17 protein-coding genes are annotated in these 18,904 nt (G+C 52.0%); 8 read left to right on the forward strand and 9 right to left on the reverse strand.

Features of this window, described 5'->3' with window-relative positions; all coding sequences use genetic code 11:
- Positions 1-27 precede the first annotated feature (27 nt).
- Both secA and mutT read left to right on the forward strand, forming a co-directional pair.
- Complete coding sequence (gene secA / locus Dpoa569_RS03155) at positions 28-2,721, forward strand: preprotein translocase subunit SecA (RefSeq protein WP_042872756.1); 2,694 nt, start codon at positions 28-30, stop codon at positions 2,719-2,721.
- 66 nt (positions 2,722-2,787) lie between these two features.
- Complete coding sequence (mutT, locus tag Dpoa569_RS03160; RefSeq protein WP_128569785.1) at positions 2,788-3,189, forward strand: 8-oxo-dGTP diphosphatase MutT; 402 nt, start codon at positions 2,788-2,790, stop codon at positions 3,187-3,189.
- A gap of 81 nt (positions 3,190-3,270) precedes the next feature.
- Here the strand turns inward: mutT and yacG are convergent, their stop codons facing one another.
- The 3 genes from yacG to coaE are packed head-to-tail and all read right to left on the reverse strand — an operon-like array spanning position 3,271 to position 4,921.
- Positions 3,271-3,492 carry a DNA gyrase inhibitor YacG gene (gene yacG, locus Dpoa569_RS03165; protein ID WP_042872751.1) on the reverse strand — a complete coding sequence of 74 codons (222 nt, stop codon included), beginning with the start codon at positions 3,490-3,492 and terminating at the stop codon, positions 3,271-3,273.
- 60 nt (positions 3,493-3,552) lie between these two features.
- Positions 3,553-4,302, reverse strand: coding sequence for a cell division protein ZapD (gene zapD / locus Dpoa569_RS03170; RefSeq protein ID WP_042872749.1), 750 nt, complete (start codon positions 4,300-4,302; stop codon positions 3,553-3,555).
- A complete protein-coding gene (gene coaE / locus Dpoa569_RS03175) occupies positions 4,295-4,921 on the reverse strand; it encodes a dephospho-CoA kinase (RefSeq protein WP_042872746.1) in 627 nt (208 codons plus the stop codon). The genes zapD and coaE overlap by 8 nt, the downstream gene beginning before the upstream one ends.
- A gap of 181 nt (positions 4,922-5,102) precedes the next feature.
- Between coaE and Dpoa569_RS03180 the strand changes: the two genes are divergently transcribed.
- Positions 5,103-6,143 (forward strand): GMP reductase, encoded by a 1,041-nt coding sequence (locus Dpoa569_RS03180; RefSeq protein WP_042872745.1) that lies wholly within the window; start codon positions 5,103-5,105, stop codon positions 6,141-6,143.
- 25 nt (positions 6,144-6,168) lie between these two features.
- On the opposite strand, the gene hofC is transcribed toward Dpoa569_RS03180, so the two are convergent.
- Genes hofC through ppdD form a run of 3 tightly spaced genes read right to left on the reverse strand, consistent with a single transcriptional unit; the run spans position 6,169 to position 9,269 of the window.
- Positions 6,169-7,374 carry a protein transport protein HofC gene (hofC, locus tag Dpoa569_RS03185; RefSeq protein ID WP_042872742.1) on the reverse strand — a complete coding sequence of 402 codons (1,206 nt, stop codon included), beginning with the start codon at positions 7,372-7,374 and terminating at the stop codon, positions 6,169-6,171.
- Positions 7,375-7,383: 9 nt separating this feature from the next.
- Positions 7,384-8,820 carry a type II secretion system protein GspE gene (gspE, locus tag Dpoa569_RS03190; protein WP_042874081.1) on the reverse strand — a complete coding sequence of 479 codons (1,437 nt, stop codon included), beginning with the start codon at positions 8,818-8,820 and terminating at the stop codon, positions 7,384-7,386.
- A 5-nt stretch (positions 8,821-8,825) separates the two neighbouring features.
- A complete protein-coding gene (gene ppdD, locus Dpoa569_RS03195) occupies positions 8,826-9,269 on the reverse strand; it encodes a prepilin peptidase-dependent pilin (RefSeq protein WP_042872741.1) in 444 nt (147 codons plus the stop codon).
- A gap of 38 nt (positions 9,270-9,307) precedes the next feature.
- Between ppdD and Dpoa569_RS19710 the strand changes: the two genes are divergently transcribed.
- Entirely contained in the window at positions 9,308-9,430 is a 123-nt protein-coding gene (locus Dpoa569_RS19710; RefSeq protein ID WP_265575127.1) for a hypothetical protein, read from the forward strand.
- A 101-nt stretch (positions 9,431-9,531) separates the two neighbouring features.
- On the opposite strand, the gene nadC is transcribed toward Dpoa569_RS19710, so the two are convergent.
- Both nadC and Dpoa569_RS03205 read right to left on the reverse strand, forming a co-directional pair.
- Positions 9,532-10,422 (reverse strand): carboxylating nicotinate-nucleotide diphosphorylase, encoded by an 891-nt coding sequence (gene nadC, locus Dpoa569_RS03200; protein ID WP_042874079.1) that lies wholly within the window; start codon positions 10,420-10,422, stop codon positions 9,532-9,534.
- A 148-nt stretch (positions 10,423-10,570) separates the two neighbouring features.
- Entirely contained in the window at positions 10,571-11,434 is an 864-nt protein-coding gene (locus tag Dpoa569_RS03205; RefSeq protein ID WP_042872739.1) for a nucleoside-specific channel-forming protein Tsx, read from the reverse strand.
- A gap of 419 nt (positions 11,435-11,853) precedes the next feature.
- Between Dpoa569_RS03205 and ampD the strand changes: the two genes are divergently transcribed.
- Positions 11,854-12,414: a 1,6-anhydro-N-acetylmuramyl-L-alanine amidase AmpD gene (gene ampD, locus Dpoa569_RS03210; RefSeq protein ID WP_042872737.1), complete on the forward strand. Its 561-nt coding sequence runs from the start codon at positions 11,854-11,856 to the stop codon at positions 12,412-12,414.
- A gap of 6 nt (positions 12,415-12,420) precedes the next feature.
- Positions 12,421-13,275: a beta-lactamase regulator AmpE gene (gene ampE, locus Dpoa569_RS03215; protein WP_042872735.1), complete on the forward strand. Its 855-nt coding sequence runs from the start codon at positions 12,421-12,423 to the stop codon at positions 13,273-13,275.
- 71 nt (positions 13,276-13,346) lie between these two features.
- On the opposite strand, the gene Dpoa569_RS03220 is transcribed toward ampE, so the two are convergent.
- Positions 13,347-14,693: an amino acid permease gene (locus Dpoa569_RS03220; RefSeq protein ID WP_042872734.1), complete on the reverse strand. Its 1,347-nt coding sequence runs from the start codon at positions 14,691-14,693 to the stop codon at positions 13,347-13,349.
- Positions 14,694-15,341: 648 nt separating this feature from the next.
- On the opposite strand from Dpoa569_RS03220, the gene pdhR reads away from it, so the two are divergent.
- Together pdhR and aceE are read left to right on the forward strand one after the other, a co-directional pair.
- The gene (gene pdhR / locus Dpoa569_RS03225) at positions 15,342-16,106 is read left to right on the forward strand and encodes a pyruvate dehydrogenase complex transcriptional repressor PdhR (protein WP_042872732.1); all 765 of its coding nucleotides are present in this window, start codon (positions 15,342-15,344) and stop codon (positions 16,104-16,106) included.
- 131 nt (positions 16,107-16,237) lie between these two features.
- Positions 16,238-18,901 (forward strand): pyruvate dehydrogenase (acetyl-transferring), homodimeric type, encoded by a 2,664-nt coding sequence (gene aceE, locus Dpoa569_RS03230; RefSeq protein ID WP_042872729.1) that lies wholly within the window; start codon positions 16,238-16,240, stop codon positions 18,899-18,901.
- The last annotated feature ends 3 nt before the right edge of the window (positions 18,902-18,904 follow it).

Below are 18,904 nucleotides of genomic sequence, written 5' to 3' on the forward strand. Positions count from 1 at the left end.
GACTGGCGCTATTGAGAAAAAATTACTATGTTAATCAAACTATTGACTAAAGTTTTCGGTAGCCGTAATGACCGTGCGTTGCGTCGTATGCGCAAAATTGTGGATGTGATCAATCGCCTCGAACCGGACATGGAGAAACTCTCCGATGATGAGCTAAAGGCGAAAACCCAGGTGTTTCGTGACCGTATCAAGAAAGGTGAAACCCTGGAGTCATTGTTGCCCGAAGCCTTTGCCGTAGTACGTGAAGCCAGTAAACGTGTTTTTGGTATGCGCCACTTCGACGTGCAGTTGATAGGCGGCATGGTGCTGAATGAGCGTTGCATCGCAGAAATGCGTACTGGTGAAGGTAAAACCCTGACTGCAACGCTGCCGGCTTACCTCAATGCCTTGACTGGCCGCGGTGTGCATGTGGTGACTGTCAACGATTATCTGGCGCAGCGCGATGCTGAAAACAACCGCCCGCTGTTCGAATTTTTAGGGTTGACGGTTGGTATCAACCTGCCGGGTATGCCGGCGCCAGCCAAACGTGCCGCCTATGCGGCCGACATCACCTACGGCACCAACAACGAATACGGTTTTGACTACTTGCGCGACAACATGGCGTTCAGCCCGGAAGAGCGCGTGCAGCGTGAGTTGTATTATGCCCTGGTGGACGAAGTTGACTCCATCCTAATAGATGAAGCGCGTACTCCGTTGATCATCTCTGGTCCGGCAGAAGACAGCTCCACGCTTTATATGCAGGTGAACAAGATCATCCCGCATCTAATCCGTCAGGAGAAAGAGGACTCTGATACCTTCCAGGGTGAAGGTCATTTCTCGGTGGATGAGAAAGCCCGCCAGGTCAACTTGACCGAACGTGGTCTGGTTAAAATTGAAGAGTTGTTGGTGCAGGGCGGCATTATGGAAGAAGGTGAGTCGTTGTATTCGCCAGCTAACATCATGCTGATGCACCATGTGACGGCGGCATTGCGTGCCCATGCACTGTTTACCCGTGACGTCGATTACATCGTTAAAGACGACGAAGTGATTATCGTTGACGAGCATACCGGTCGTACCATGCAAGGGCGTCGTTGGTCCGATGGTTTGCATCAGGCGGTGGAGGCTAAGGAAAACGTCAAGATCAACAACGAAAACCAGACACTGGCTTCGATCACTTTCCAGAATTACTTTCGCATTTACGAAAAACTGGCCGGGATGACCGGTACGGCAGATACCGAGGCGTTTGAATTCAGCTCGATTTATAAGCTGGATACCATTGTGGTGCCGACTAACCGCCCAATGATCCGTAAGGACCTGCCGGATCTGGTGTATATGACCGAGCAGGAAAAGATCAACGCCATCATTGACGATATTAAGGAGCGTACAGCCAAAGGGCAGCCGGTGTTGGTGGGGACCATTTCTATCGAAAAATCCGAAGTGGTATCACATGCGCTGACCAAAGCCGGTATCAAGCACAACGTGCTGAACGCGAAATTCCATGCGATGGAAGCGGATATCGTGGCTCAGGCCGGACGCTCTGGCGCGGTAACTATTGCTACCAACATGGCGGGCCGTGGTACGGATATCGTATTGGGCGGCAGCTGGCAGGCTGAAGTAGCACAACTGGAAAGCCCGGATGACGCTCAAATTGCCGCTATCAAATCAGACTGGCAAAAACGTCATGATGACGTGTTGGCAGCGGGTGGTTTGCATATTATCGGTACTGAACGCCATGAATCTCGCCGTATTGATAACCAGTTGCGTGGCCGTTCTGGTCGTCAGGGGGATCCAGGTTCCTCCCGTTTCTATCTGTCGATGGAAGATGCGCTGATGCGTATTTTCGCCTCGGATCGTGTGTCTAACATGATGCGCAAACTGGGGATGAAAGAAGGCGAAGCGATTGAACACCCTTGGGTAACCAAAGCGATAGCCAATGCGCAGCGTAAGGTAGAAAACCGCAACTTCGATATTCGTAAGCAGTTGCTTGAATATGATGATGTGGCTAATGATCAGCGTCGTGCTATCTACACCCAGCGTAATGAGCTGTTGAATGCCTCTGATATCAGCGAAACCATCAACAGCATTCGTGAAGACGTGTTCAAAGCTACTATTGATGCTCATATCCCCCCCCAGTCTCTGGAGGAAATGTGGGATATTCCAGGGCTGGAGCAGCGTCTGAAAAATGATTTTGACCTCGAACTGCCGATTGCCGAATGGCTGGATAAGGAACCAGAACTGCACGAAGAAACGTTGCGCGAGCGTATCTACGAGCAGGCGGTAGATGTATACCGTCGTAAAGAGGAGGTGGTCGGCAGCGATGTCATGCGTAACTTTGAGAAAGGCGTGATGTTGCAAACGCTGGATTCGCTGTGGAAAGAGCATCTGGCTGCAATGGATTATCTGCGTCAGGGGATTCATCTGCGTGGTTATGCACAGAAAGATCCGAAACAGGAATACAAGCGTGAGTCGTTCGCGATGTTTGCCGCTATGCTAGAAGGCCTCAAATATGAAGTCATCAGTACTCTGAGCAAAGTTCAGGTGCGGATGCCGGAAGAAATTGAAGCAATGGAACAGCAGCGTCGTGACGAAGCTGAACGTCTGGCTCGCCAGCAGCAGTTGAGCCATCAGGATGACGTGGCTGGCGATTCGCCTTATGCTGATCGTAAAATCGGTCGTAATGATCCTTGCCCGTGTGGTTCGGGTAAAAAATATAAGCAGTGTCATGGGCGCCTTCAGAAGTAAAGCGAAGAGCGTAGTGATATATTCAAAAGGCGGTCATTGACCGCCTTTTTACTGGTTGAAAGGACAATGATGCAAAAGACTTTATCTGTGGCGGTAGGGATTATCCGCAATCCGCAGCGGGAATTTTTCATTGCCTGTCGTCCGGCTGGGGTACACATGGCCGGAAAATGGGAGTTTCCCGGCGGTAAGGTTGAAGAGGGAGAAACACCGGATCAGGCGCTGGTACGTGAGCTGCATGAAGAAGTAGGGATTGAGGTAATTAATCCGAAATCACTGGGGAGCAAGACGTTTTCTGCCGGGGAGCGTTTGATTACGTTGCACTTCTTTTTAGTAGAACAGTGGCATGGCGAGCCGTATGGTCGTGAAGGTCAGCCTTCTCGTTGGTTAACGGCTGATGAATTGAATGAACAAGAGTTTCCACCGGCCAACGTTGAGATGATTCGCCAATTGAAAGCAGGCGTGGTGTAGCCCTAAGCCGGGTTTTCTTTTCAACGATTCATGCCTGCTGGCATGAATCGAGATTATGAATGGCAGGACGCGATATTGGGTTCAGTGCTGTGTTTCACCCCAGGCGTCGCTGTCAGAGACATCTTCCGCGCTGGGAATGCGTTTTTCTTCGTCAGCCCACTCCCCCAAATCGATCAATTGACAGCGTTTGCTGCAAAATGGTCGATAAGGGCTATTTTCACTCCATTCCACCGCCTTGGTACAGGTGGGGCATTTTACAACGCTCATTTCGTCATCCACGGTGCATTTATCTCCAGAAAACATTTAGTTCCAGAAAACAGCTATCTTCAGAAAAACAGCTATCTCCAGCAAGCAAAGGCTTGCCTAGCAACATGCCAGCTCGAATTCCAGCCGTGCAGGGGTTTGCCCATCGCTATCTAATGGCAGGAAACGGATGGCATAACGAGTCTTATGACCAGATATCTGCGGATAGAGCTGATGCTCAAGACCAATCCTTAAACGCAACAGGTCAGCATCGGTTGCGTTATCCTGATAAAAACCGTTAAGACTGGTTTGCTCTTTGAAGGCACCCGCATGGCGAATCAACTCCAGTATGCTGTCGAGTGAACGTTTAAGCGGCAATACGCTCTCCAGCCAAATATTGATGTGTCGCTGTTTTTGCTCAGGCAACTGGTGTAGCCAGATATGCAAGGTGGGCAGGTCAAAGCTGCAACATCCGCCTGGCAGACTCAGACGCTGGCGTACCATGCCGATTAATTTGTCTTCACGCAGCCCTTGCCCCATGCGCGGAGCAGCAATCAGTTCGCTGGACAGGTTGCGTAATTTTTGACGTAACGTGTTAATACGCAAAATATCCGCTTCCGGCAGTTCACCCCATTGCGCTAATTTCTGTTGCTGGCGTTCCAGCTCTTTGAGCAGGTCTGGGCGAGCATCTCCCCGTTCCAGAATATCCAGTAACTCCGACACGGCGCGGAAAAACGTTAGAGCAACACCGATGTCTTTCAGGTCGTGGTTGTCGAACATTTGTTGCAGTAAAAATTCCAGGCGTAACCAGGTACGCATTTTTTCATTTAGCGGATATTCAAAAAGAACTGTTGAGGAAACGTCACTCATTATAGGTCGTCCTGTCGGTTGCGGATGCGGCCAGCTCAAGATAATGCTGATGTAGAGCGGCAATCCGCGGAGCCAGTAAGCTCGGATTGCTGTTGTTATCGATAATATCATCAGCGCAGGCCAATCGCTGTTCACGGCTAGCCTGCGATGCCAGAATATTTTCCGCCTGAGTGCGGGAAACACCATCTCTGCTCATGGTGCGCTGTAACTGTGTTTCCAGAGGGACATCTACCACCAGAATGCGGTGGGCTTTTCCCTGGAGTTGATTTTCCACCAGTAATGGCACCACCCATAATACATAAGGAGTGCTAACGGCTGCGAGCTGACGCCGGGTTTCTTTCTGGATCACTGGATGCAGCAAGGCGTTGAGCCAGCGTTTGTCTTCCGGGTTAGAAAAAATGCGTTCACGCAGAGCGCTACGATTTAATGTACCGTCTGGTTGTAATATTTCCCGACCAAAATGTTCTACGATAGCGGCGAATGCGGATTGTCCCGGCGCAACCACCTGGCGGGCGATCACGTCCGCATCGATAATGGTGGCTCCAAGCTTCGCAAATCCCTGAGCAACCGTGCTTTTCCCGCTTCCTATGCCGCCTGTCAGCGCGACGATGTATGCCATGGTAATCAATTAAATGGCTGGGTAAATTTATCGGATTTTAGCCCAAATTGAGGGAAAATCGCAGTCTTGCCGCTGGATTATTCGGGCGTATTATCATTATGAGTAGGTGCACTATATAAGTCGGTGCACTATCGCCCATTCTTCCCTGAACCATTATCCTCACTTCATCGGGTCGTTCATCATGCGTATTGAAGAAGATATTAAACTGGGTTTTAAAGATGTGCTTATTCGTCCTAAACGCTCCACTCTGAAAAGCCGTGCAGAGGTGGAACTGACACGCGAGTTTAGCTTCCTGCACGCGGGTTGCGACTGGTCTGGCGTACCCATTATCGCAGCCAATATGGACACAGTGGGGACTTTCCAGATGGCGCGGGTACTGGCGTCGTTTGAGTTGCTGACAGCCGTACATAAGCACTATTCCGTAGCGCAGTGGCAACAGTTTATCGATAGCACGCCTGCTGCCGTTTTACGTCATGTCATGGTATCGAGTGGAACTTCTGATGGCGATTTCGAGAAGATGAAGCAGATTCTGGCGTTATCGTCGGAGTTGAAATTTATCTGTATTGATGTCGCTAACGGGTATTCGGAACATTTTGTTAATTTTGTGCAGAAAGCACGCGATGTCTTCCCTGATAAGGTGATTTGTGCCGGTAACGTGGTGACCGGTGAAATGGTGGAGGAACTGTTGTTGTCGGGGGCGGATATTGTCAAGGTGGGGATCGGCCCCGGTTCTGTTTGCACGACGCGAGTAAAAACCGGCGTTGGTTATCCGCAGTTGTCAGCGGTGATCGAGTGTGCTGATGCGGCTCATGGTCTGGGTGGACAAATTGTCAGTGACGGCGGCTGTTCCGTGCCAGGAGATGTGGCTAAAGCCTTTGGCGGCGGTGCTGATTTCGTGATGCTGGGTGGGTTGCTGGCGGCTCATGAAGAGTGTGGTGGTGATATTGTTGAAGAAGATGGCCGCAAAATGATGCTGTTTTACGGTATGAGTTCTGCCTCAGCAATGGAGCGGCATGTTGGTGGTGTTGCCGAATACCGCGCGGCGGAAGGTAAGACGGTGCGTTTGCCGTTGCGTGGCCCAGTCGAACATACGGTACGCGATATCCTCGGTGGATTGCGTTCCGCCTGTACTTATGTGGGAGCGGCACGCTTGAAAGAACTGACCAAACGAACCACCTTTATTCGTGTTGCCGAGCAGGAAAACCCAGTGTTCAATGGCTGAGCCGCATTGTTATGTACTGGTAAGCTCAGGAGCCTGCCAGTACATTCCCCAACTGGAAAATCGGCAGATACATGGCGATGACCAGCGTTCCCACCAGTCCGCCGACGATGACCAGCAATAACGGTTCCAGTGTTTGCGTCAGTGTATCTGCAAACTGTCGGGTATGATTTTCATACCAGCCTGCCAGTCGGGCAAATAGCTGATCCAGCGCACCTGTTTCCTCTCCGACACTAATAAGTTGCTGGCAGGGCGCAGGGTAAAGCAACGGATAACCATGGATGGCTTGCCCAAGTGGAATGCCTTGTTCAAGCTGGCTTTGGAGCTCCGCGAGCGATTGCCGGTAAACCGGGTTGTTTAATGTTGCAGCCGCGCTGAGTCCGGACGGGAGTGTTAATCCCGCCTGTTGTGTCATAGCCAGGGTATGAAAGATTTGGCTCAGACAATGGCTTCGTACCAGTGTGGATAGCAGCGGTAGTTTCAGTAGTAGCTGTTGCTCTCGTGTTTGCCATGCTACTTTTTGCCGCCGTAATTTCCGATAAGCCAGTAACATTACCGTAGGAAAAGTGAACAACAGCGCACCATAACGGCTTAATCCATCCGATAAACCCAGCATCATGCGCGTTAGCCAGGGAAGCGGCGCGCCAAAGGAGGCGTACAATTCAGCGAATTCCGGTAACACCAGCGTCAGCATCAGTAGTGTGACCAGTAGCCCTACAACAACGACAAACACCGGATAGCGCAAGGCTTTTATAACTTTTCCCGTTAACTGGTGTTGCATCTCCTGGTAATTTGCCAATCGGGCACAGCATTCATCCAGTTTTCCTGTCAATTCGCCGACAGATATCAACGAGCTGCACATCACCGGGAAGACGTCGGGATAATCCAATAGCACTTCTGACAGCGAACGCCCCTGACCGACTTGCAGGCGGACTTCCTGCAACAGGCAGCGCCAGCCTGCTTTTTCGTGCTGACGGCCAAGTAGGTCCAGTGCATCCAGTAACGGTAATCCGGCTTGTAGCAGTGTAGCTAACTGCCGGATGATGATTGATAACTGGGGACCTTGCCAGTAACGCGGGGTTAGGTACTGCCCGGTTTTCAGGTGCAGAGGCTGGTAGCCAAGTTCCAGCAGGTATTGGTAAATCTCCCCCCGCCCAAAGCCGATACGTTCGCCGGAGCAAGGTTCACCATCGCTGCGAAGCGCTTGCCAGTGGTAGAGTTTTTGTACTGCCATAAACAGTCCCTATTCAATGTCATCCCCTACAACACGATAGACTTCTTCCAGCGAGGTGATGCCTTCGTGAACCAGCGCCAGCCCGGCGGAGAGCAGTCGGTTGTCCGGTCGTAAGGGGCGTTGTTGTAAGGGGAGTGGCAGGCCGTTGTCAGATAATGCGGCAGAGCCGGACAAGGACTGCTGTATCTCAGGTGTGATCGGTAGTAGATCATAAATAGCTGCCCGACCGTAGTAACCGGAAAAGCAGTGTTCACATCCTGACGCCCGCCATTGCCGTAGTGGGCCGCGCCATAGCGTATCAGGCAAGGTGGTCATGTCTTCGTCCAACTGGCGACAGTGTGGGCATAATCGTCTGACCAGTCGCTGGGCGATCACCAGTTTGAGCGCCGCGGCCAGTAGATAACCGGGGATGCCCAGATGCTCCAGACGAGCCAGCGTATCAAGAGCAGAGTTAGTATGCAGGGTGGACAGGACCAGATGACCGGTCTGTGCAGCCTTGACGGCAATCTCTGCGGTTTCGGCATCGCGGATTTCGCCAATCATGATCACGTCTGGGTCCTGGCGCAGTAGCGCGCGCAATACTCTGGCGAAATCCAACTGACCTGGCGCATGGATAGCCGTCTGGTTGATTCCTGATAATGGAATCTCTACCGGATCTTCCACGCTGCAAATATTGCGACTGACGTCATTCAGCCAGCGGATCGCGCTATACAGCGTGAATGTCTTGCCGCTGCCGGTGGGACCGGTAACCAAAATCAGGCCTTGTGGCAGGTTTAGCGTTTGCTTGAGTTGCTGTAGCGCGTGATGTTGCAGGCCCAATGCATCCAGCTCCAGTGCTTGTTGCTGTGTCTGCAATACCCTTAACACAACCTTCTCGCCGCCCTGGACGGGCAGGGTAGCGATGCGTAGTGAATAGACGTGTTGTTCCAGCCGGAGGCTGAACTGGCCGTCTTGTGGCAAGCGCCGTTCTGCGATATTGAGTTTCCCCATAATTTTGAGGCGGGCAATCATTCGGTTTGCTGGCAAATCCGGGGCGGATGGGATTTCATGCAACACCCCGTCAATACGTAGCCTGACGCGATAACCGGCAGGTAAGGGTTCGATATGGATATCGGAAGCACGCCGTTGGACTGCCAGTTTCAGCATCTGGTTGATGAACTGGACTACTGGCGTATCATCAGGTTCTTCTGACGTTACCGCGTCGGCTTGATAAGGCGCGGTAATCTCTTCAGCCTGTGGCGAGGTGAGCTGCTGCTCTAGTCGTGCGGCGGGCCATTGTTCCACCAGCACTCGCCGATGGCTGGCGAACCGCAGTGCAGCAATCAGATCTTCCGCAACCGGTCCCGCCACGGCAACAGAAATCACCTGTTCGTCCATATCCAGCAGCAGAGCGTGATAACGTCGGCAAAGTAGTTGTAGCTCAGGATGTTGTGTGTCTTGAGTCATCATTATCACCCACCGGTAGCGTCAAAACGAAAGACGTCTTCACATGCCTGACGCAGGCTCTCTGCATCGGTACTGGTGCGGCAGGCCCTTGTCCAGCGAGATGCGCCGTTCTGCGCATCCAGAGCCGGTGTCATGATGACGCTCAGTCCTTGCAGTGTCGATTGACCCGTCAGGGTAATGACGCCCTGATTGATCGAAACCGCGCTGACATAGCGTGATGTTGTCGGTGTTGGAATCCCCTGGCTACCTGCATTACATCCTTCTAATCCTGCATTGCTGAGGCTGCAGAGATCCACCGCGGTTTTATAGGCGCTCATGGTTTGCAGCATGTCAGTCATGGCGGCTTTTTGCAGATAGCCTTGATATGCCGGAATCCCCAGTGCGCTAAGAATGGCGATGATGACGATGACCACCATCAGTTCAATTAATGAAAATCCTTGTTGTGTCATGTTGTTGGTTCCCTGGTGTGGCTGGTGGCGGCAGGATAATGGCAACAAGCCGGGCTGGCGATGACCTTGTTTTCAATCAGGAATCCGCTATGCAAACAGGAGGGCGCAACGATAAGCAGTTGCAGAAAACAGGCGAGCAGGCTCGCAAAATGACGGTGTAAAGCCAAAAGGAGGCTGGCGGAAAGGCAAATACCTGAGCAGGATAACCATCAACCCGGAGACACCGAGCTGATGGAGTTGAGCAGTAATGAGACGAGAGGGATTAACTGAAACGCATCGACAGATCGAGTGCCTGCACATGTTTGGTCAGTGCGCCGACCGAGATATAGTCGACACCGGTGGCGGCGTAATCCGGCAGTGTTTGCAATGTCACATTGCCGGAGACTTCCAACAGAGCACGCCCATTTGTCAGTGTTACTGCTTCGCGGATGGCCGCCAGAGTGAAGTTGTCCAGCATAATGATATCCGCGCCAGCGTTCAGAGCGTGTTGCAATTCGTCCAGTGTTTCTACCTCAACCTCTACCGGCACATCGCTACGCAGTTGGAAGGCTTTCTCGACAGCCTGTTTGATAGAGCCGGCGGCGATAATGTGGTTTTCCTTGATCAGAAACGCATCCGTCAGGCCGAGGCGATGATTGCTTCCACCGCCGCACAATACCGCGTATTTAAGTGCAGTGCGCAAGCCAGGCAACGTTTTTCGTGTATCCAGCAACCGGGTGCGGGTCCCTGCCAGTTTCGTTGCATAACGGCTGACTTCGGTAGCTACGCCACTGAGCGTTTGCAGGAAATTCAGTGCGGTGCGTTCACCGGTGAGCAGTATGCGAGACGGCCCGTGCAGTCGGCACAGCGGCTGGTTTTCCGTCAGGATATCACCATCGCGGACTAACCAGTCGATGGTGATCTGGTCGCCTAACTGGCGGAACACTTCGTCGAGCCAGCGTTGCCCACAGAAAATGCCAGCTTCGCGGGTAATAATGACTGCGTTGGCTGCCGTTTCTGCTGGCAATAATTGCGCGGTGATATCGTGCTCCGGGTTGACGTCTCCCCCCAGGTCTTCACGCAGTGCCAGCTGTACACTGACGGGGATATCCTGCTCAATGCGGCTGAGCAGCTCAGCCTGACGCTGTTCCTGACTATAACGACGTGTTGTCATCATGCTACTCCGAGGGAAATCCGGAATTTATGCTATCCCGTTTAACGGGCCGTATTTTTTAAATATTATCTCAATTCAACGCATTATTGCGTTAGTTTTGTCCGTATCCCGACAATAGTCGGGATACGTAATGACAAGTAGCAACGGATTAGAAGTTGTAACCGGCCACCAGATAATAACCCCATCCGGTGGTGCGGACGTTGAATGGACCTCGGCCAAAATCCAGCTCGGTGCCGTCGGCCCACTGGCCGCCGTTATGGAAGTAACGGGCGACAACCGAGTAGTGCCAGTGGTCATAATTCAACGCCAGAATATGGCTCGAAGCAATGGCATTGCTGGTACGAGACGGACCGGCGTTATTAGCCAGATCGGAGCCGAAGTCGAAGTTGGTGAAGCCGATATAGGTCAGCTTGCCGCCCCACAACGACGTGAGTGGGTAGAAGTATTTAATTTTGAAACGGTAACCGTCCCAACGATCTTCATTCGGCGCGCTGTAGTTCTGCCCCTGGTATTTGGCATAGATATTAGCGGACAACGACAGATCGGTGCCGGTATTGATATCGGTACCCAGACCTACGTACCAGGTGCTTTGGCGTGAGTCGTTATTACGGCCCTGATCGTAGATGATGTTATTAGCGACGTACCACTCTTTGAATGGGCCGAAGCCTAACTGTGTATTGGTTAACTTATCAATCGAGAAGCGGGGTTCAATTTCCATGAACAGCGGAGAACCTTTATCCCAGATACCACGGTCAGGCGTGTTGCCTGCACCAAAGGTTTTTGGCACATCGACGTAGCCATAAAAATCAAACCAGTCCTTGCGGGCGAAGGCTTCGTATTCCAGATACACATCATTGTTTAACTGAGGTCCGAAACGCGTGTGATAACTGCCTACCACATTGATGCTCTGGTGCCACCAATCAGAGAGGTATTGCGGCGCGTTGTTATCTGCAAGGGTGGGTAAACTGTATGACAATGTGCTGATTGCACAAGCAGCAAGGATTTTCTTCATGACGATTCTCTGTATTGTCCGACGCATTGTAGCAGCCCGGCCTGACTGCCTGGGTTGCAAGTAGCGATTCGGGCGGTAATAACAAAATGGATGCTGAAAAAACTTTCCGGCGATAAGCAGAAGACGAAAACGTTTGCCTGTGATGGCGGAATCATCGGGTACTTGCCGAAAAGAAGGGGCGCAGCATACCAGAAGATGAGAGGAACATCATGGTTTGTGTGCGTACCCTGACGAGCGACGGCGGATAAATCACCAGGTTTTTTTAACCCCTCAGGAATATCGCAGATGCGGTAAGATGTTGGCTCAATGAGTGTAATCAGTCGGTTAGTCTTGCTGGTGAGAGGCCCGGTTATTGTCAGGCAAAAAATACTGGGGTGATGATGGTTTGTTGAATGGCAGAGCAACGAAAAGGAGTGTTGATGAAAGTGGAGCATGGCTGGCTGACCGGTGTCAGACGCGTTCTGTCACCACATCAGGATGAGCGTCCGCAAGGGGAGTTACCTTCTTTGCTGGTGATTCACAACATCAGTCTGCCTCCGGGGGAGTTTGGTGGACCTTACATTGATCAACTCTTTACCGGTACGCTGGATGGGGAAGACCATCCCTATTTTGCGGCAATATGTCATCTGCGAGTGTCAGCGCATTGCCTGATCCGACGTACCGGTGAAATCATACAATATGTGGCGTTTGATCAACGGGCCTGGCACGCAGGGCTATCACAGTTTGAAGGACGAGAGCGCTGTAATGATTTCGCTATTGGTATTGAGCTGGAAGGTACCGATATGCTGCCGTTTACCTCAGAACAGTATGCCCGGCTGGCGGAGGTTACCTTCTTGCTGAGTGCAACCTATGGTATTACGCCTGAGCGTATTACCGGGCATAGTGATATTGCGCCGGGACGTAAGACTGATCCCGGTCCCGCATTCGATTGGGTACGATATCAACAGTTATGGCAGACGCTACCGGAACAAGGGGAGTAATCACTGATGACGTTGTTTAGCTTATTGCTGGTCCTGGGGTGGGAGCGGTTGTTTAAGCGTGGTGAACATTGGCAATTGGATCACCATCTGGAACGGATGTTCCGTCATCTTTCCGCGCCATCGTTGTTGCAAACATTGCTGTTATCTATTATGGGAATGGCGGTGGTGTTGGCGGCGCAGTGGGTGCTCAGCGGCTGGCTGTTTGGTTTGCCGTTGTTACTGTTGTGGATCGCTGTCGGCTTGTTGTGCATCGGCGCAGGCGAAATACGCCAGCATTACCACCGTTATATTCAGGCTGCTCAGCGCGGTGAAGTGGATGCCTGCCGGGAAATGGCCGAGGAACTGGCGTTGATTCATGGTTTGCCATTGGATGCCAGCGAACATGAGCGGCTAAGGGAATTACAAAATGCGTTGTTGTGGCTAAATTTCCGCTTTTATCTGGCCCCGTTGTTTTGGTTTATCGCCGCAGGCCATTACGGCCCGGTGGCGCTGGTCGGTTACACCGTGTTGCGTGCCCGGCAGTGTTGTCTGGCTCGTCATCATACACCGCTGGAACGGGCGAATTCCGGTGTCGATACTTTACTGCATTGGCTGGACTGGATTCCGGTAAGGTTGGCGGGTGCGGCTTATGCACTGTTGGGGCACGGTGAGAAAGCATTGCCGGCCTGGTTTGCCGCCATTATGGATGTGCATTCTTCTCAGTATTGGGTGCTGACAAAGCTGGCGCAGTTTTCACTGGAACGGGAATCGCATGGCGACCCGATTGCTACGCCGAGAGCGGCAGTCTCGCTGGCGAAAAAGGTTACGTTGGCGCTGGTGGTGGTCGTGGCGTTGCTGACTATCTACGGTACGCTGGTATAACGCAGAGATGAGGTGACAGATCCAACGAAAACAGTATGGCCACTGCGACGGCCATACTGAAAGGGAACGGATTATTGATGCTTTTTAAAGCGATAGCCGATGCCCAGCACTAACAGCCAGACTGGAATCAATAAGACGGAAATCTGGATGCCCGGCGTCAGGTACATGATCACCAGAATGCCAGCCATAAACGCCAGACACAGGTAGTTGCCGAAGGGGAACCACAGTGCTTTGAACCGGGTTGTGGCCCCTTCGCGCTCTTTGGCGGCACGGAATTTCAAGTGCGCCAGGCTTATCATCGCCCAGTTGATCACCAGAGCAGACACCACCAGCGCCATCAGCAGTTCAAACGCTTTGCCCGGCAGCAGATAGTTAATCAGTACGCACAGTGCGGTAGCCAGTGCGGAAATGCCAATCGCTACGACCGGCACGCCGCGGCTATCTACTTTCAGCAGAGACTGTGGGCCATTCCCCTGTTTAGCCAGACCGTACAGCATACGGCTGTTGCAGTAGACACAACTGTTGTATACCGACAGCGCCGCTGTCAGCACCACGAGATTCAGGATGTTGGCGACCAATTCACTGTTCAGTGCATGGAAAATCATGACGAACGGGCTGCCGCCTTCCACGACTTTACCCCATGGGTAGAGTGACAGCAGGACAGTCAGCGAACCGACATAGAAAATCAGGATACGATAGATGACCTGATTGGTGGCGCGAGGAATGCTTTCTTCCGGTTTATCTGCTTCGGCAGCAGTAATACCCACCAGTTCCAGGCCGCCAAAAGAGAACATGATAACCGCCATTGCCATCACCAGACCGCTGATGCCGTTGGGGAAGAATCCCCCCTGTGCCCAGAGGTTGGTGATGGTGGCTTCAGGACCACCCTGACCGCTCAGCAGCAGCCAACCGCCGAACACGATCATGCCGACAATAGCCACCACCTTGATAATCGCAAACCAGAATTCCAGTTCGCCGTACATTTTCACGTTGGCGAGGTTAATGGCGTTGATCAGCACAAAGAATACGGCAGCGGAAACCCAGGTGGGAATGCCGGGCCACCAGTATTGAATGTAGATGCCGACGGCGCTCAGTTCCGCCATAGCGACCAGCACGTAGAGCACCCAGTAGTTCCAGCCAGAGGCGAAACCGGCAAAGTTGCCCCAGTATTTATAGGCAAAGTGGCTGAATGAACCGGCAACCGGCTCTTCCACCACCATTTCGCCTAACTGGCGCATGATGAAAAATGCGATCAGACCACCTATCGCGTAGCCCAGCAGGACGGATGGCCCAGCCATTTTGATTGTTTGCGCGATACCGAGAAACAGCCCGGTACCTACCGCGCCTCCCAGAGCAATCAACTGTATGTGACGGTTTTTTAAGCCGCGTTGCAGCGTACCGTCTTGTTGATCTTGCATGTGTTTACCCCCTGCCGATGACAAGACAAACTGTCCACCAACAGTGTGGTTGGGGCGGGTTTGTTTGTCTTTTTACGTATATGTAATTTTATATTTACGACGCTGGCAAACCTAAATTGTTGCCGATGCTATCGCGCGTCAGAGAATAGTGATAAGCGCAGAGGATTGCACTGATTTATTGCGAGGCATGGCATAAAAGTGTGATGTCATGATCACCATCATCTGTACGTTATGATTTTGCGCTTTTATCGTCGTGGGGGACCGGTGCTGGTTATGGCCGCCTTATCCATATCACAAATGCGATAGGTTAGAATAACGGCAGGCAGAGTGAAGGCAATAGCATTTTTTATTTCATTAAAATTCATATTTAATGAATTTTAATTCACATTGTTTCGGGTTGAACGGTTCAGCTTTGCCTGATTATGGTTTCAAAAAAGTTAAAACGTATACCCTTCTGAAATGGTCATACCTCTGACCTATTTGCGCTTTTGTCACAATATTCCAGGCATTTGTTAAAATGTGGGGTGATTGGTGATTTCACGCAAGGTCTGTATAGACAGAAGGTGAATACTTTGTTACTTTGTGCGTCATGTTTTTGAAATTGGTATTACCAATTGACTCCGCGCTTTTTCGCCGGGAAGAATTCACATGGCTTACAGCAAGATCCGTCAACCCAAACTGTCAGATGTGATTGAACAACAACTGGAGTTTTTGATCCTTGAGGGAACCTTGCGCCCCGGTGAAAAGTTGCCGCCGGAACGCGAACTGGCAAAACAGTTTGAGGTTTCCCGTCCTTCCCTGCGCGAGGCGATTCAGCGGCTGGAAGCAAAAGGGTTACTGTTACGCCGTCAGGGTGGCGGTACCTTTGTCCAGAACAATCTTTGGCAGAGTGTTAGCGATCCGCTGGCGGAACTGCTGAGTAATCATCCAGAATCTCAGTTCGACCTCCTTGAAACCCGTCATGCCCTTGAAGGTATTGCTGCTTATTATGCCGCGTTGCGTGGCACAGAAGAGGATTTGCAGCGCATCCGTGATTGTCATGCCCATATTGAAACGGCGCGTGAAGCTAGCGACCTGGAAGGGGAATCAGAGGCGGTCATGCATTATCAGGTAGCGGTGACCGAGGCGGCGCATAACGTAGTGCTGTTGCACCTGTTACGCTGTATGGGACCGATGCTCGAACAAAACGTCAGACAGAATTTTGAGTTGCTTTATCTGAGTCGTGAAGTGCTGACGCAGGTGAGTAGCCATCGTGCCAGAATTTTTGAGGCGATTGTTGCCCGCGAGCCAGAAAAAGCACGCGAAGCATCGCATCGTCATCTGGCTTTTATTGAGGAAGTATTGCTGGAACTTAACCGGGAACATAGTCGGCGGGAACGCTCGTTACGCCGGCTCCAGCAACGCAAGGATTAGGCCGTCGACTGGCGGTCGTTTGCGGTAACAAGACGAAGAGCCTGTCTTCCTGTGTTTTCTCCACAGGACCAGAGTGCAGGAAGACAGGCTCCAGACAAATCCACTGATTAGAAACAGATAAGGAATACACCATGTCAGAACGTTTGAACAATGACGTGGATCCGATCGAAACGCGTGACTGGCTGCAAGCGATCGAATCGGTTATCCGTGAAGAGGGTGTTGAGCGCGCTCAGTTCCTGATTGATCAGGTATTGACTGAAGCACGTAAAGGTGGGGTGAAAGTTGCTGCGGGCAGTGCTGGCAGTAACTACATCAACACCATCGCGGCAGAAGATGAACCCGCGTATCCGGGGAACCTTGATCTGGAGCGTCGTATCCGTTCCGCAATCCGTTGGAATGCGGTGATGACGGTACTGCGCGCATCTAAGAAGGATCTGGAGCTGGGCGGTCATATGGCGTCTTTCCAGTCTTCCGCTACCTTCTATGAAGTGTGCTTCAACCACTTCTTCCGTGCTCGTAATGCACAAGACGGCGGTGACCTGGTGTTCTTCCAGGGGCATATTTCTCCTGGCGTTTACGCGCGCGCTTTCCTGGAAGGTCGTTTGACTGAAGATCAAATGAACAACTTCCGTCAGGAAGTGCACGGCAATGGCCTGTCTTCCTACCCGCATCCGAAATTAATGCCGGAATTCTGGCAGTTCCCGACCGTGTCGATGGGGTTGGGGCCAATTAACGCGATTTATCAGGCCAAATTCCTGAAATATCTTAACAATCGCGGCCTGAAAGACACCACGAAGCAGACTGTATACGCTTTCCTGGGCGACGGTGAAATGGATGAGCCGGAATCTAAAGGCGCCATCACTATCGCGACCCGTGAAAAACTGGACAACCTGGTGTTTGTCATCAACTGTAACCTGCAGCGTCTGGATGGTCCGGTTACGGGTAATGGCAAGATCATTAACGAGCTGGAAGGCATCTTCGGTGGCGCTGGCTGGGAAGTGATCAAGGTTATCTGGGGTGGTCGTTGGGATGAGCTGCTGCGTAAAGACACCAGTGGCAAGCTGATTCAACTGATGAACGAAACCGTTGACGGCGACTATCAGACCTTCAAGTCCAAAAACGGTGCCTACGTGCGTGAGCACTTCTTCGGTAAATACCCGGAAACCGCTGCACTGGTCAAAGACTGGAGCGATGACGACATCTGGGCACTTAACCGTGGCGGCCACGATCCGAAGAAAGTCTACGCTGCACTGAAAAAAGCACAGGAAACCAAAGGCAAGCCGGTGGTTATTCTGGCGCATACCATCAAAGGTTATGGTATGGGTGATGCGGCTGAAGGCAAGAACATTGCTCACCAGGTCAAGAAAATCAACATGGACGGCGTGCGTTATTTCCGCGACCGTTTCAATGTGCCGGTTGCTGACGCTGATGTCGAAAAACTGCCGTTCATTACCTTCGACAAAAATTCCGAAGAGTACAAATACCTGCATGAACGTCGTCAGGCGCTGGAAGGCTACCTGCCGTCCCGTCAGCCGAGATTTGATGAGAAACTGGACCTGCCGACGCTGGAAGATTTCAGTTCTCTGCTGGAAGAGCAGACCAAAGAAATCTCCACCACCATCGCCTTTGTGCGTGCACTGAACGTGATGCTGAAGAACAAGTCTATCAAAGACAGACTGGTTCCGATCATCGCCGACGAAGCGCGTACCTTCGGTATGGAAGGTCTGTTCCGTCAGATCGGTATCTACAGCCCGAATGGTCAGCAGTATACCCCGCAGGACCGCGAACTGGTCGCTTATTATAAAGAAGATCAGAAAGGTCAGATCCTGCAGGAAGGGATCAACGAACTGGGTGCAGGCTCCTCCTGGCTGGCGGCGGCAACGTCTTACAGCACCAATAACCTGCCGATGATCCCGTTCTACATTTATTACTCCATGTTCGGGTTCCAGCGTATCGGCGACCTGTGCTGGGCTGCTGGTGACCAACAGGCACGTGGCTTCCTGATCGGCGGTACATCCGGTCGTACCACGCTGAACGGCGAAGGTTTGCAGCATGAAGATGGTCACAGCCACATCCAGTCGCTGACCATTCCGAACTGTATTTCTTACGACCCGGCTTTCGCTTATGAAGTGGCGGTCATCATGCATGACGGTCTGGTTCGTATGTATGGCGACGCGCAGGAAAACATTTACTACTACATCACCACACTGAACGAAAACTACCACATGCCGGCGATGCCGCAGGGTGCCGAAGAAGGCATCCGCAAAGGTATCTACAAGCTGGAAACCGTGGCGGGCAGCAAAGGCAAAGTTCAGTTGCTGGGTTCCGGCTCTATCCTGCGTCATGTGCGCGAAGCCGCACAGATTCTGGCCAACGATTACGGCATCGGTTCTGATGTGTACAGCGTTACCTCCTTCACCGAACTGGCCCGTGACGGTCAGGACTGTGAACGTTGGAACATGCTGCACCCGACCGAAGCGCCGCGCGTACCGTACATCGCTCAGGTGATGAACGACGCACCGGCAGTCGCGTCTACCGACTACATGAAACTGTTTGCCGAGCAGGTACGTACCTACGTTCCGGCCAGCGATTATCGCGTACTGGGTACTGATGGTTTTGGCCGTTCCGACAGCCGTGAAAACCTGCGTCACCACTTTGAAGTGGATGCTTCCTACGTGGTTGTTGCTGCACTGGGCGAACTGGCTAAACGCGGTGAAGTTGAAAAATCTGTGGTGGCTGAAGCCATCAAGAAATTCGACATCAATCCTGAAAAAGTTAACCCGCGCGTAGCATAAGAG

The sequence above is a fragment of the Dickeya poaceiphila genome (assembly GCF_007858975.2).
Taxonomy (GTDB): Bacteria; Pseudomonadota; Gammaproteobacteria; order Enterobacterales; family Enterobacteriaceae; genus Dickeya; species Dickeya poaceiphila.